The sequence below is a fragment of the Pseudomonas sp. AU12215 genome (genome assembly GCF_001675465.2).
Lineage (GTDB): Bacteria > Pseudomonadota > Gammaproteobacteria > Pseudomonadales > Pseudomonadaceae > Pseudomonas > Pseudomonas nitroreducens.
Map to the genome: position 1 here is coordinate 40,580 of NZ_MACM02000038.1, position 13,110 is coordinate 53,689.

Here is a 13,110-nt window from a genome sequence, read left to right on the forward strand (position 1 = left end):
GCTGGCTTGCGCCGGGTCAGAAGTTGTAGGCCAGGCCCGTGTACCAGTAGCCGCCCGTGGTGCCGTAGGGCGAGAAGTTGCCGTACGGGAAGGCGCCGGAGCTGCTGGGCAGGTGGGTACGGTCCGGGTAGACGTTGAACAGGTTGTTGGCCCCGGCGGTGAGTGTCAGGCTGCGGGTCAGGTGGTAGTCGACGTTGAGGTCGGTGATCCACTGCGGGTCGAAGGTGCGGTCGTAGACTTCGGCGGTGCCGTATTGGGTGTACTCGCCGTAGCGTGTCAGGTTCAGGCTCACGTCGAACTGGCCGATGCTCCAGTCGGCGCCCAGCAGCAGGCGCGATTCGGGCTGGCCATGCTTGAGGTTGCCCTGGCGCTGGCGGTCGTAGCCGCCGTCCGGGCCGAGCGCGGCCTGGGCTACGGACGAGGCGTGGATCTTGTCGATCTCGGTGGTATTCCAGTTGAAGCCGGCGTTGTAGCGAATGCTGCCGTAGGCGCCCAGCTCCTGGCGGTAGTCACCGACGATGTCGACGCCACGGGTTGTGGTGTCCAGCGCGTTGGTGAAGTAGGTGACGTACTGGTTGGGGTTGAGGCCGGCGTCCACCAGGATGTCGCGTATCGCGGTGGTGCCACCCAGGTAACCGGTTTGGGCGATGCGGTCGCGGATCTTGATCTGGTAGGCGTCGACGGTCAGGCTGCTGGCCGGGGTGGGCTGCAGGGTCAGGCCGACGCTGTAGTTGGTGGATTTTTCCGGCTTGAGCGTGGACGCGCCGAGGGCCTTGGCGACGTCCGAATCCACTGCCACGTTGCGGTAGTCCAGCAGGTTGCCGTTGACGCTGCTCTGCGAGGTCGAGCTGTAGATCTGCTGGGCCAGTGACGGCGCGCGGAAGCCGGTACTGGCGGTGCCGCGCACGGCCAGGATCGGGGTCAGCTGGTAGCGGGTGGAGAGCTTGCCGTTGGTGGTCACGCCCGAGCCGTCGTTGTAGTGCTCGTAGCGCCCGGCGAGATCGACGTGCCACTTGTCGGTGAAGTCCTGACCGATCTCGCCGTAGCCGGCATAGCTGGTGCGACCTTTGGAGGCGGCGTCAGCCGGGGTCGTGCCGGCGCCGGAGATGGTGCCGGGGGCGATCAGCGCGCCGTTGGCGCCGTACTGGTAGTCGCCGTAGCCGTAAGAGGCGTACTCGCCCTTGCCGATCTTGTAGTTCTCGTAGCGATGCTCCAGGCCCCAGGAAATCTGCGTCGGCTTCGCCAGGCCGAGGTCGAAGGCGCGGGTCAGGTCGAGGTTGCTGGTCCATTGGCTGAAGGTTTTCACGCCGGTGTCGACGTTGGTCGGCGAGTCCGCGCCGTAGCTGAGGTTGTAGGTGTCGGTCAGCGTGGCGCGGGCGTGGTCCTGGCCGTAGGTGGTGGACAGGTCGTAGTCCCAGCCGGCCGCCTCGCCCTTGCCGCCGAAGGCGAACTGGAAGTCGTTCTCGATGAACCGCAGGTTGTCCTCGATGCCCTCGGGGTACGGCGTCGGGATGCCGTTGAAGCTCGCCGGTTGGTGGAACGCCAGAGGCTTGGACGACTCGCGGTTGGTATAGGTGGAGAAGGAGTACAGGGTCAGCGCGTCGTTCACCGGCAGCTCGGCGTTGTAGCCCAGGCTGAAGTTCTCCACTTTCGGCAGGCCGGTGCCGTAGTAAGTGTGCTGCAGGCTGGTGTTGCCGGCGGAGTCGGTATAGGGCGCATTGTCGGAGCGGTCGGAGACGTTCTGGTGCTTGTAGTCCAGGGCGAAGTTGACGAAGCCCTCATTGCCCAGTTCGAAGCCAATGTTGCCGCTCTGCCGAGCGGTCTCGCCGTCGCCGTTCTCGTAGTTCTGGCCGTAAGTGGTGGCCAGGCGGCCGCCATGGTCAGTCTGCTTGAGCACGACGTTGATGACCCCGCCGATGGCATCGGAGCCGTACTGCGCGGAGGCGCCATCACGCAGTACCTCGACGTGGTCCACCAGGGCGGTGGGGATCATATCGAGATCCACCGGCTGCGAGCCGGAATTCAGGTAGGTGCCGTTGTTGAGCAGGGCACTGTTGTGTCGGCGCTTGCCGTTGACCAGCACCAGCACCTGGTCGCCGTTGAGGCCGCGCAGGCTGATCGGACGGACCACGGAGGTAGAGCCGAAGCCGGATGAAGCGGGCAGGTTCAACGAGGGCAGAACGCGGCTCAGGGCGCGGGTCAGGTCGCCCTGGCCGGTGGCTTCCAGCTGCTTGCCGGAGATGACGTCCACTGGTGCCGGGCTGTCGGCCAGGGTGCGCGCCTGACCTCGGTTGCCGACTACCACGACGGTGCTCAGGCGGTTGTCTGTGGTGCTGCCGTTGGCGCTGGCGTCCGCGGCGAGCACCGGCAGGGCCTGGGTGACGGCAAGGAACAGAAGGCTATGGGTGAACAGCGTGCGGGCGGTCGATGCGCTCCGGGCACGGGTGACTGCGGTCATGGTTACGCTCCAAGGTTTGCTCCCGGCTGGCGCCCGTCTGGGTAGCCGCTTCGGGTTATCGTGTCGACGGCATCGGGGCCGCGTTGGCGAACGGCTTGTTGCTGGGAGGGACTGGTCGCGTTCAGTCGGAAGGCAGGCTCAAGCTCATGGCGCTGACAAGGCAAGCGCTGTGCCAGTCTGTAAAAGCCTTGTCTTTCAGTGGTTTGCCGGTAGTGCTGGAAATTCCCTGCTGGGTTTGCAGCAGAGCCGATCCAGGCTGTTGCTTTTCACCCAGCCGGTGCCCTGGAGAGAGTGCCCAACGGCGCGATGCTGCATTTGCAGCAACCAGTGCGCGGGCGGGATCGGTCGTCTGGTTACACGCTGGCACAGGCCTTGCTCTGACGCTGCTTTCCCTTGCTGCCTGGAGAGACGTATGCCCAGACCCGGCCCGCGCAACCTGATTACTGATATCCCCGGCCTGCTGGTCGGCCACGCCACCGATGAACGCGTGCAGACCGGCGTCACGGTGCTGCATCCAGATAGCGTATGGACTGCCAGCGTGGACATTCGTGGCGGCGGCCCTGGTGGCCGCGAGTCCGCTGCGCTGGAGCCGGAGAACATGGTGGGGCAGTTGCATGCGCTGGTGTTCTCCGGTGGCTCGGTATTCGGCTTGGGTGCAGCCGATGGCGTCAGTGCGGAGCTATCGGCGCGCAATATCGGACTGCACCTGAAGGCGGGTGCGCCGGCCATTCCCATCGTTCCGGCGGCGGTGCTGCACGACCTCGCCAATGGTGGCGACAAGGGGTGGGGCATCGACCCGCCGTACCGCGAACTGGGCCGCGAGGCGCTGGCCAACCTGGACCTAGAGTTCGCCCTCGGCGCAGTTGGCGCCGGCCGCGGTGCCATGGCCGGTGTGCTGCCGGGCGGTTTGGGTTCGGCCTCGCTGGACCTGGGGGACGGCCTGCTGGTGGGCGCGCTGGTGGTGGCCAATCCCATCGGCAGCGTCTACATGCCCGACGGCGAGACTTTCTGGGCCTGGCCCTGGGAGCAGGGCGGCGAGTTCGGCGGACGTGTGCCTGCTCAGCGCATGGATTGCAGTGAGCCGATGCCGGAGCTGTCACGGCTGGATTCCATGGGCCGCTTGCAGGCCGGAGCCAACACCACGCTGGCGGTGGTGGCGTGCAACGCGCAGCTGACCACGGCCGAGTGCAAGCGCCTGGCGATCATGGCGCAGGATGGTATCGCCCGTGCGGTGCGCCCGGCACACCTGCCGTTCGATGGCGATAGCTTGTTCGCCATGGCTTCGGGCGCTGTCGAACTGGTGGAAGGCCAGCGCCGTCAGGTGGAACTGTCGCGCATCGGATCGGCTGCGGCGGATTGCGTGGCACGCGCGATTGCTCGTGGTGTGTACCAGGCTCGCTCAGAACGCTGATTCCCGACTTTCCTTGCAGGAGCGGGCAATGGGGCGCTCCTGCAAGGACCGTGATCAGCGGGTCAGCTCGTCGAGCGCCCGCTTCACCCGCCGGGCCGCTCGAGCCGCTTCCTGGGGTAGCCCGAGTGCCGCATAGACCTTCTCCAGGTGACGGTTGCCAGGCACGTCCAGAGCGTCGTAGCGACGTCGCAGCTCCAGCGACTGCTGTACCGCCAGCCAATCGCCAGCTCCCAGTTGTGCTTCCAGTTCGATCAACGCGAAGAGATCGCGCTGGGCATGGCTTCCACCAATCTCGCCAAGGCGCGGCAACGCCTGTGCCAACCGCCGTGCTGCCAGCTCGTACTCGCCGCGGGCATGGGCGTACAGGCCTTCGGCGGCGGGCAGGGTCACTTCTGCCCACACCGTGCGGCTGAAGTCCGGCGCGTTGCGTGCCTGCTGGCGCAGCGCCTCCAGCAATTCACCGGCTTCTTCCTGCCCGGCGCGAGCCAGGCCATAGAGGTATTGCAGGCTGAGGAATGGCTGCACGACATCCGCTCGGCGTTCGCGCAGGTAGGGCAGGAGTGCTTCCCAGCGCGGGCCGACGTCGATGCCGGCAAACTCCAGGCGGGCCAGCAGCGAGACAGCGCCGATCTGGTCCTGGGAATACTCGGGGAAGACGCCCCACACGTGCTGGTCGTAGATCTCCAGCACACGCTGGTCATTGCCTCGTGCCAGGTGGAACAGCGCCAGGTGCCACCAGTTGTGGGTGTACATGAAGGAGTTGAGTCCCTGCCAGCCAGCGCTGGCATCCACGAGGAACTGCGTGCCTTCCTCGATGCGGCCACGCGTCAGCAGCACGTGGGCGAGGGCGTGTTGCGCCCAGGGTTCGCCCGGCAGCAACTGCAGGGCATAGCGCGCCGCTGCTTCAGCTTCCTCCAGCAGGTGGCACTGCTCGTAGGCGAAGGCGAGCATGCCATAGGCCTGTGGTACGTCCCCCGCGCCTTTCACGGCCTTCAGTGCGATGCGCAGCATGGCCGGAGCGTTGCCGCGGTTGAATTCGAAGTACTGGTTAAGCTTGGCGGCCAGCAGGTCGCGCGGGTGCTCATCGAGCAACTGTTCGCTCAGGCGCAACGCTTCGGGCAGATCGTCCGCGCTCCAGGCCGCGAGCAGGGCGGTGTAGCGTTCGGCACGTGGTATCCCGGGGCCTGCCGCCCTGGCCCGTTGCAGGTGGCGCGCCGCGAGGCTGGGTGCCTGAGGTGATTCGGCGAACATCATCAGCAGGCCGGCAAAGGCGTTGGCCAAGACCGAATCAGGGTCGGCTTCGGCGCCGGCGAGGATGTTTTCCGCGCGGGTCTGGTAGGCCAGTACACCGCCGGTGAAATCATCGATGGCCTGCCGGGTGTCCGTGCGCTTGCTGTCGATGGGGTTTCCGAGATAGTCCTGAGTCATGCGCTGCTGCTCCACATAGAAGATGCAGCCTAGTCGCAATCCCTGTGCCAGTCGCCCTGGGCGAGCTCGCAGGGCGCCTGCGCCCGTTCGCCACAGCACCCGCTTTTTGTGGGAGCGAGGATGTTCGCGAACCGCTCCTTGCCACTATGCAGAGAGCCGGATTCACCGTGCATGCCACTTTTCCTCCGGTCCGGTTGCTGCTTTTCAGGCAATGCGCCAGCTGCGCTGTGTGATTTGCACCAGCGGCCCTGTGCCGGAGTGCCGTGAGCCCCGTGGCGGTGGGCCTGCCGGACCATGGCACAGCGCTTGCTCTAGCCCCTGCAAAGCCGATTCGCGGCGCTGATCCTGCAGGAGCTTCCATGCCCAGTCCCACCTTCCTCCATGTGCCCCGACGTCCTCGCCTGGTCAGGCTGCTCGCCGGCCTGCTGGCGGCCGGCCTGGCCATGGCGGGCGCCGCCGTGGCGGAACCGACCCGTGGTGGCCAGCTCGACCTGGTGGCGCAGCCTGAGCCGCCGTCACTGTCCCACGCGGTGGTCAGCCACGTCGCCACCCAGTACGTCGGCGGCAAGATCCTCGAAGGGCTGCTCACCTTCGACACCGATCTCAAGCCGCAGCCAGTGCTGGCCCGCAGCTGGACGGTGTCAGCGGACGGCCTGACCTACACCTTCGACCTGCAGCCCGGGGTGAGATGGCACGACGGCAAACCTTTCAGCGCCGAGGACGTGGTGTTCAGCTTCAACGACTTCTACCCGGAAGTGGACAAGCGCATGGCAAGCATCTTCGGCGAGTACGTGCAAAGCGTGCAGGCCAAGGGTGCCGAGCAGGTGGTGTTCCAGCTGAAGAAACCCTTCTCGCCGCTGCTCTCGGCCCTGGGCAGCGGCCTGCGGCCCATCGTGCCCAAGCACCTGTATGCCGGCACCGACTACCGCAGCAACCCGTACAACCTCAAGCCTGTCGGCACCGGGCCGTTCGTGTTCCAGGAGTGGAAGCGCGGCGCCTACATTCGCCTGGCGCGCAACCCGGACTATTGGCACAAGGGCCTGCCGTACCTGGACGGTATCGTCTACCACGTCATACCCGACGCCGCCGCCCGCGCGGCCGCGTTCGAGCGCGGCGAGGTGCAGGTGCTGCGCAGCGGCGATGCCGACTACGCCGACCTCAAACGCCTGTCGCAGCTGCCCGGCGTCGCCGCGTCGGAGAAGGGTTACGAGCTGTACCCGGGGCTGGCTTTCCTGCAGATCAACACCCGAAAGCCGGGCCTGGACAACCCCAAGGTGCGCCAGGCGATCCTCTATTCGCTGAACCGCCAGTTCATCGTCGACAACATCTTCTTCGGCACCGGCCGCGTGGCAGCCGGCCCTTTCCTCGGCGCCTTCCACGACCCAAAGCTGCCACAATACGGCTATGACCCGGTCAGGGCCAAGACACTGATCGCCGAATCCGGCGTGGACGTCAGCAAGCTGCGCGTGCGCCTGCTCAACGGCGAGAAGGGCGGTGCCTGGGAACGCCTGGCCGAGTACACCAAGCAGGCACTGCAGCCGCTGGGCATCAAGGTACAGGTGGCGACCTCCGACGCCGCCACCTGGTACCAGCGGGCCAGTGACTGGGACTTCGACCTGACCTACAACTTCATCTTCCAGGTTGGCGATCCTTACCTGACCACCGCCTATCTGTATCGCAGCGACTACATCCTCAAGACATCGCCCTTCGCCAATATCACCGGCTACAGCGATGCGGCGGCCGATGCGCTCTGGCAGCGCGTCGCCAATACGCCCGAAGGCCCGCAGCGCCAGGCCGTGTACGGCGAGCTGGAGCGCAAGCTCAACGATGACCTGCCGATCGCACCGATCTTCGAGATGCGTTTCCCCACGCTCTACCAGCAGCGCGTGCACAACCTGATCCGCAGCGCCACCAGCCTCAACGACAGCTACGCCGAGGTCTATCTGGAGCCCACCAAGCAATGAATGTGCTGCTGTACGCCAGCGCGCGCCTGGGGCGTGCGCTCGCCCTTATCGGCGCGGTGCTGATTGGCGCCTTCCTGCTGCTGCGCCTGGCACCGGGCGACCCGGCGCTGCTGATGGCGGGGGAGGCGGGCAGCGACGATGCCGACTACATCGCCCGGCTGCGCGGCCAGATGGGCCTGGACCTGCCGCTCCCGGTGCAGCTGTGGCGCTACCTCGCACAGATCGCCCACCTCGACCTGGGCTACTCCTACCGCAACCAGGAAGGAGTCTGGCAACTGATCGCCGAGCGCCTGCCGGCCACGCTGCTGCTGATGGGCTCGGCGTTCGCCGTGTCGCTCACGCTCGGGGTGACCCTCGGGGTGCTCGCCGCACGTAGCCAGCAGGGCAGCGGCCGACTGGACCGCTTCATCGGCCGTGCCGTCTGGGTGTTGTTTGCCACGCCGCCGTTCTGGCTTGCGCTGCTGCTGGTGCTGCTGTTCTCGGTGCAGTTGGGCTGGTTGCCAGCCTTCGGTATGCAGAGCGTGGGTGCCGACCTGGACGGTTGGGACTGGTGGGCGGATCGCCTCGGCCACCTGCTGCTGCCGTGTCTGTCGTTGAGCTTCCTGTCCCTCGCAATGTACGTGCACCTGACCCGCAGCGCCATGCTCGATATCCTGCCTCAGGAGCACGTGCGCCTGGCTCGTGCCAAGGGACTTAGCGAGGGACGCATCCTGCTCGCCCATGTGCTGCGCAATGCGCTGGTGCCGGTGGTGACTTTCGCTGGCCTGCAACTGGGCCAGTTGGCCAGCGGCGCGCTGCTGATCGAGGTGGTCTACGCCTGGCCGGGCATCGGCCGGCTACTCTACGACGCCCTAAGCCAGCGCGACTATGCGCTGCTGTTGGGGGTGTTCCTGGTGATCTCCTGCCTGGTGGTGGCGTTCAATTTCCTTACCGATCTGCTCTGCCGCCTGCTTGACCCTCGCATCGGCGTGGCGGGAGAGGTGCGATGAAAGCTCTGTTGCGCCCCGGCGCCATTCTTGCTGCCAGTTTCCTGATTCTCCTGGCTGGGGCCGCCATTCTGGCTCCCTGGCTATGCTCGGCCTCGCCCTGGGAGATGCTGGCGCGACCGCTGATCCCGCCATTCAGTGACACCGGCCACTGGCTGGGCACCGACATGCTCGGCCGCGATGTCGCCACCGGGCTGCTCTACGGCGCGCGCACATCGCTGACCGTGGGGGGGCTGGCGACGCTGGCCACCCTGCTGCCCGCGCTACTGATCGGCGCCATCGCCGGCTATTTCGGCGGCTGGGTCGACGAGGTGCTGATGCGTCTCGCGGAGTGCTTCCAGATCATCCCGCAGCTCGTTCTGGCCGTCGTACTGGTGGCGTTGATGGAGCCCTCGGTCGGCTCAGTCGTGCTGGCACTTGCGCTGGTGGCTTGGCCGCCGGTGGCTCGGCTGGTGCGCAGTGAGTTCATGAGCCTGCGCCAGCGAGAGTTCGTTCAGGCGGCGCTGGTGCTGGGGCAGACTCCCTCGCGCATCGTCTTCACACAGATACTGCCCAACGGCCTGTCGCCGCTGCTGGTGAGCCTGACCTTCATCCTTGCCGCCGCCATCCTCACCGAAGCCGCGCTGGCCTTCCTCGGCCTGGGCGACCCTGAAGCAATGAGCTGGGGCTACATGATCAATGCTTCACGCAACCTGCTGCGCGAGGCTCCTTCGATGAGCCTGCTGCCGGGCGTGGCGATCCTGCTCACAGTGCTCTCGGTACAGCGCATTGGCGAAGCGTTGCGCGAATCGCTGCAGACCACCGGCAGCCGGGGAGGCCGCCCATGAGCGAGAAACTGCTGGAAGTATGCAACCTGCGCATTGATCTGCCGGAGGGCGGCGACCGTGCCCGCGCGGTGAATGGGGTGTCCGTGGACCTTTCGGCTGGCGAAGTGCTCTGCGTGGTCGGCGAATCCGGCTCGGGCAAGTCCATGCTCGCCAACGCTATCCTGCGCCTGCTACCGGCGCATCTGACGCCCGTGGCAGGCAGCATCCGCTTTCGCGGCGAGGACCTGGCCGGACGCAGCGAGGAGGGCATGCGCGAGCTGCGCGGCAAGGACATCGCCATGGTCTTCCAGGAGCCCATGAGCGCCCTCAACCCGCTGATGAGCATTGGCCGGCAGATCGACGAGAGCTTGCGCGCGCACGGCGTGGCATCGGCCTCGGAGCGCCGCGAGCGAGTGCTCGATTTGCTCGGCTACGTCGGTCTGCCAGAGCCGCAAAGCCTCTACCACGCCTATCCCTTCCAGCTCTCCGGCGGCCAGCGCCAGCGGGTGGTGATCGCCATCGCCTTGGCGCTGGAGCCTGCATTGCTGATCGCCGACGAACCGACCTCGGCGCTGGACGTCAGCACCCAGGCCCAGGTGCTCGACCTGCTGCGGCGCATCCGCCGCGAGAAGGGCATGGCGGTGCTGCTGATCACCCATGACTTCGCCGTGGTGGAGGCCATCGCCGACCGCGTGCTGGTGATGGAAAAGGGCCGCGCGGTGGAGCAGGGCTCGTTGCGCCAGGTGCTGGACGCTCCGCAGCATCCTTACACGCGCCAGTTGCTGGCGGCGCTGGTACCCGGCCAGCGCCGCCCCTGCTGCTTCGAGACGAACGCCGCGCCGCTGCTGGAAGTGAGCGGCCTGCACAAGCATTACGACAGTCGCCAGGGCTTGTGGCGCCGGCGTCGTGTCAACGCGCTGGCCGACGTCTCGTTCAGCCTACGCCCCGGCGAATGTCTGGGCATCGTCGGCGAGTCCGGCTCGGGCAAGAGCACCCTCGGCCGCGCCTTGGTGCGCCTGCTGCGGCCGGACGGCGGGCATATCCTGCTGCGTGGCCAGGACTTGGCACCGCTTTCGCAGCGACGCCTGCGCCCGCTGCGAAAGCAGGTGCAGATGGTCTTCCAGGATCCGTTGGCCTCGCTCAACCCGCGCCAGCGGGTCGGCCGGCAGATCATGGCGGGGCCGCTGGCCCATGGCGTGACGGCGGCTGAGGCAGAGCGCCGCGCGCGAGAACTGCTGCAGCAGGTTGGCCTGCCGGAATCTGCGTTCGAGCGCTATCCGAGGGACTTCTCCGGCGGGCAGCGGCAGCGCGTCGGCATCGCCCGTGCGCTGGCCTTACAGCCCAAGGTGCTTGTGGCCGACGAGTGCGTGTCGGCGCTGGACGCCCTGGTGCAGCAGCAGGTGCTGGAATTGCTGGAAAGACTCCAGCGCGACCTGGGCCTGAGCCTGGTGTTCATCACCCATGACCTGCAGGTGGCGGCGCGCCTGTGCGACCGCATCGCAGTGATGCAGAGTGGGCGCATCGTCGAATTGGGCGAGGCGCAACAGGTGCTGCGCGCCCCGCGACATGACTACACGCGCCGGCTGCTCGCCGCGCACCCGCTGCGCGACGTGGAGGAACCGGCATGACGGCGCCACGGCAGATGGCGCTGGGCGCTTTCCTCATGGCTACCGGGCATCATCTGGCGGGCTGGCGGCACCCCGGCGCGCACGCTGCCGGCGGCCTGGACGTAGGGCACTACCGGGCGTTGGCGCGCACCGCCGAGCGCGGTTGCCTCGATGCGATCTTCCTCTCCGACACCCTGGCCATGCTGCCGGGGCGACTGGAGGCACTGAGCCGCATGGCGCGCACCGAGCATTTCGAGCCGCTGACGCTGCTGGCGCATCTGGCGGTGAGCACCCGGCACATCGGGCTAGTGGCCACCGTCACCTCTTCCTACAACGACGCGGCGAACGTGGCAGACACCTTCGCCACCCTCGAATCCCTCAGCGGCGGCCGCAGCGGCTGGAACCTGGTGACCTCGAGCAATGCCGAAGAGGCGCGCAATTTCGGCCGCGACCGGCACTATGAGCACGCTTGTCGCTACCGCATGGCTGAGGATTTCCTCCAGCGCGTACGCGAGCGCTGGGCGGCCCTTGGTGTGGCGCCGGTGCAAGTGCTGGCCGGCGCCTCGGAGGTCGGTAGGGATCTGGCGGCTCGGCATGCGGAGGTGCTGTTCACCGCGCAGCCGGAACTGACCGGCGCCCAGGCGTTCTACCGCGATATCAAGCAACGGGCGGCGCGCAATGGCCGCGACCCGGACGCGCTGAAAGTGATGCCCGGCGTGCTGCCGATCCTCGGCGCCTGCCGCGCGGAGGCCGAAGAGCGCCGCGCGCAGCTGCAGGAACTGGTGCAACCGGTGGTGGGGCTGTCGTTGCTGTCGGACGTGGCCGGCGGTTTCGATCTGTCGCCATTTCCGCTGGACGGCCCGCTGCCGGAACTGCCGCCTACCGAGTCTGGTGTAAGCCGTCAGCACCTGTTGCTGGATCTGGCGCGGCGCGAGGGTTTGAGCATTCGCCAGTTGTACCAGCGCATCGCCGATGCCCGCGGTCATCGCGTAATCGCCGGCACAGCCACGGATGTCGCCGACCAGTTGCAGGAGTGGTTCGAGTCTGGTGCGGCGGACGGCTTCAATATCATGCCGCCATACCTGCCCGGCGGCCTCGACGATTTCGTCGCGCAGGTGGTGCCCCAGTTGCAGCATCGCGGTGTATTCCGGCGGTGCTACAGTGGTCGGACCCTGCGCGCCCACCTGGGCCTGGCCCATCGCAAGGAGACTGCTGAGCATGGCTGAACACTGGACGCAAGACCTGCCGCTGGTACGCGGCGAGCGCGTGGAAATCCGCCCCGGCCGCTACATCAGCCTGGCGTACAGCAGGGGGCATCGCCACCCGCAAACGGTGGTGTTCTTCGCCCACGGCGGCGGCGGCAACAAGGACCAATGGCGCGAGCAGTGGCGCGAGCTGCAGACCGAGGGCTATACCCTGGTTGCCTGGGACCTCCTCGGCCATGGCGCCAGCGACAAGCCCCGGCGCGCGGCGGACTACGCGTGGGATGAGCTGGTGGCCGATCAGGTAGCGGTGCTGCGGCGTCATGCCGGCGAGCGCAATATCCTTGCTGCACACTCATTCGGCACCGGACTGAGCGTGAGCAGCCTGCTGGCCTTGCAGGGGCAGGGTCAGGGCGCATTGATCGATTCGGCGCTGCTGCTGGGCACCCAGCTCAGTCGCCCGCTCGGACGCGGTGGCCTGCTGTCGCTGCCGGCATGGCTGCTGGAGTGGTTCCGGCCCGTCCTGTCGAAGGGGTTTCGCGAGCGTGCATGGCACCCCGATGCAGATCAGGCGCTGGTCGTTTATGAAGAGCGGCTGACCCGTCACAACCGGCTAGATGTCTTCAAGGCTCTCGTCAGTCAGGCGATCTGGATCCCGGAAACTGAGCTGGGTCGACTGTGTCTGCCGGTACGGATTCTCAGTGGCGACCGCGACGGCCTGACTCCTGCCGAAAATGCGCGAGCCCTTCATGAACGACTTTCCAGATCGTATTTCGAGGTGGTTAAAGACTGTGGTCATCAGATCATGCTGGAGAAGCCGCTCATCGTAAATCGCCATCTTCGGGATCTTTTGGCCGCTTTTTGAAGCGCCACTGGTTCTGGATAGGCACACAACAGGAAATCCAATGTTGCCAATACATGTGTCCGTTTAGGGGGGAGCTGTTCCTGATGGGGAGCATCCGCGCGACTCACAGGTAAAAGATCGGCGTGTCTGTGACAGCCATGTTCATGGTCCGTTAACGTTGCATGGCATTACATAAAACCCAGGGACGGTAGCGTTGACAGCGAGAAAGTCTGTCTATCAGCAAAGACCCGAGACACTGGTCGTAAGGAGATTTTTTAACGCGTATCTTCAGCACGGTTTTTATTACCTGGGCGGCCGCAAAAACTGAGTGCAACACCCGACCATTTCGGTAAGGTGTTGCCCCATGTCCTATCACGAACTCAGCGCCACAGAGCGCGTCACGA

9 protein-coding genes are annotated in these 13,110 nt (G+C 66.3%); 7 read left to right on the forward strand and 2 right to left on the reverse strand.

The features are described from left to right. Positions 1-16: 16 nt before the first annotated feature. Positions 17-2,458 carry a TonB-dependent siderophore receptor gene (locus tag A9513_RS09835; RefSeq protein ID WP_065084620.1) on the reverse strand — a complete coding sequence of 814 codons (2,442 nt, stop codon included), beginning with the start codon at positions 2,456-2,458 and terminating at the stop codon, positions 17-19. Between the two features lie 412 nt (positions 2,459-2,870). On the opposite strand from A9513_RS09835, the gene A9513_RS09840 reads away from it, so the two are divergent. Further along, positions 2,871-3,869, forward strand: coding sequence for a P1 family peptidase (locus A9513_RS09840; protein ID WP_037009312.1), 999 nt, complete (start codon positions 2,871-2,873; stop codon positions 3,867-3,869). Between the two features lie 54 nt (positions 3,870-3,923). Here the strand turns inward: A9513_RS09840 and A9513_RS09845 are convergent, their stop codons facing one another. Then, a complete protein-coding gene (locus A9513_RS09845; RefSeq protein WP_065084621.1) occupies positions 3,924-5,297 on the reverse strand; it encodes a tetratricopeptide repeat protein in 1,374 nt (457 codons plus the stop codon). A 443-nt stretch (positions 5,298-5,740) separates the two neighbouring features. Here A9513_RS09845 and A9513_RS09850 point away from each other — a divergent pair, with 443 nt between their 5' ends. From A9513_RS09850 to A9513_RS09875, 6 genes are read left to right on the forward strand one after another with little or no spacing between them, the layout of a single operon-like run. Continuing rightward, the gene (locus tag A9513_RS09850) at positions 5,741-7,261 is read left to right on the forward strand and encodes an ABC transporter substrate-binding protein (RefSeq protein WP_065084630.1); all 1,521 of its coding nucleotides are present in this window, start codon (positions 5,741-5,743) and stop codon (positions 7,259-7,261) included. Beyond that, positions 7,258-8,250: an ABC transporter permease gene (locus tag A9513_RS09855; protein ID WP_037009305.1), complete on the forward strand. Its 993-nt coding sequence runs from the start codon at positions 7,258-7,260 to the stop codon at positions 8,248-8,250. Before A9513_RS09850 ends, A9513_RS09855 begins: the two co-directional genes overlap by 4 nt. After that, on the forward strand, positions 8,247-9,074 hold the full coding sequence (locus A9513_RS09860; RefSeq protein WP_065084622.1) for an ABC transporter permease: 828 nt from the start codon (positions 8,247-8,249) through the stop codon (positions 9,072-9,074). The genes A9513_RS09855 and A9513_RS09860 overlap by 4 nt, the downstream gene beginning before the upstream one ends. Next, positions 9,071-10,681: an ABC transporter ATP-binding protein gene (locus A9513_RS09865; RefSeq protein ID WP_065084623.1), complete on the forward strand. Its 1,611-nt coding sequence runs from the start codon at positions 9,071-9,073 to the stop codon at positions 10,679-10,681. The genes A9513_RS09860 and A9513_RS09865 overlap by 4 nt, the downstream gene beginning before the upstream one ends. Continuing rightward, positions 10,678-11,886 (forward strand): LLM class flavin-dependent oxidoreductase, encoded by a 1,209-nt coding sequence (locus tag A9513_RS09870; RefSeq protein ID WP_065084624.1) that lies wholly within the window; start codon positions 10,678-10,680, stop codon positions 11,884-11,886. The genes A9513_RS09865 and A9513_RS09870 overlap by 4 nt, the downstream gene beginning before the upstream one ends. Then, complete coding sequence (locus tag A9513_RS09875) at positions 11,879-12,727, forward strand: alpha/beta fold hydrolase (RefSeq protein ID WP_065084625.1); 849 nt, start codon at positions 11,879-11,881, stop codon at positions 12,725-12,727. The genes A9513_RS09870 and A9513_RS09875 overlap by 8 nt, the downstream gene beginning before the upstream one ends. Positions 12,728-13,110 lie beyond the last annotated feature (383 nt).

What these genes read in the sequence shown, in the direction of transcription:
- A9513_RS09835 (WP_065084620.1), bottom strand. Translation starts at nt 2,458, where the DNA reads ATGACCGCAGTCACCCGTGCCCGGAGCGCATCGACCGCCCGCACGCTG.
- A9513_RS09840 (WP_037009312.1), top strand. Translation starts at nt 2,871, where the DNA reads ATGCCCAGACCCGGCCCGCGCAACCTGATTACTGATATCCCCGGCCTG.
- A9513_RS09845 (WP_065084621.1), bottom strand. Translation starts at nt 5,297, where the DNA reads ATGACTCAGGACTATCTCGGAAACCCCATCGACAGCAAGCGCACGGAC.
- A9513_RS09850 (WP_065084630.1), top strand. Translation starts at nt 5,741, where the DNA reads ATGGCGGGCGCCGCCGTGGCGGAACCGACCCGTGGTGGCCAGCTCGAC.
- A9513_RS09855 (WP_037009305.1), top strand. Translation starts at nt 7,258, where the DNA reads ATGAATGTGCTGCTGTACGCCAGCGCGCGCCTGGGGCGTGCGCTCGCC.
- A9513_RS09860 (WP_065084622.1), top strand. Translation starts at nt 8,247, where the DNA reads ATGAAAGCTCTGTTGCGCCCCGGCGCCATTCTTGCTGCCAGTTTCCTG.
- A9513_RS09865 (WP_065084623.1), top strand. Translation starts at nt 9,071, where the DNA reads ATGAGCGAGAAACTGCTGGAAGTATGCAACCTGCGCATTGATCTGCCG.
- A9513_RS09870 (WP_065084624.1), top strand. Translation starts at nt 10,678, where the DNA reads ATGACGGCGCCACGGCAGATGGCGCTGGGCGCTTTCCTCATGGCTACC.
- A9513_RS09875 (WP_065084625.1), top strand. Translation starts at nt 11,879, where the DNA reads ATGGCTGAACACTGGACGCAAGACCTGCCGCTGGTACGCGGCGAGCGC.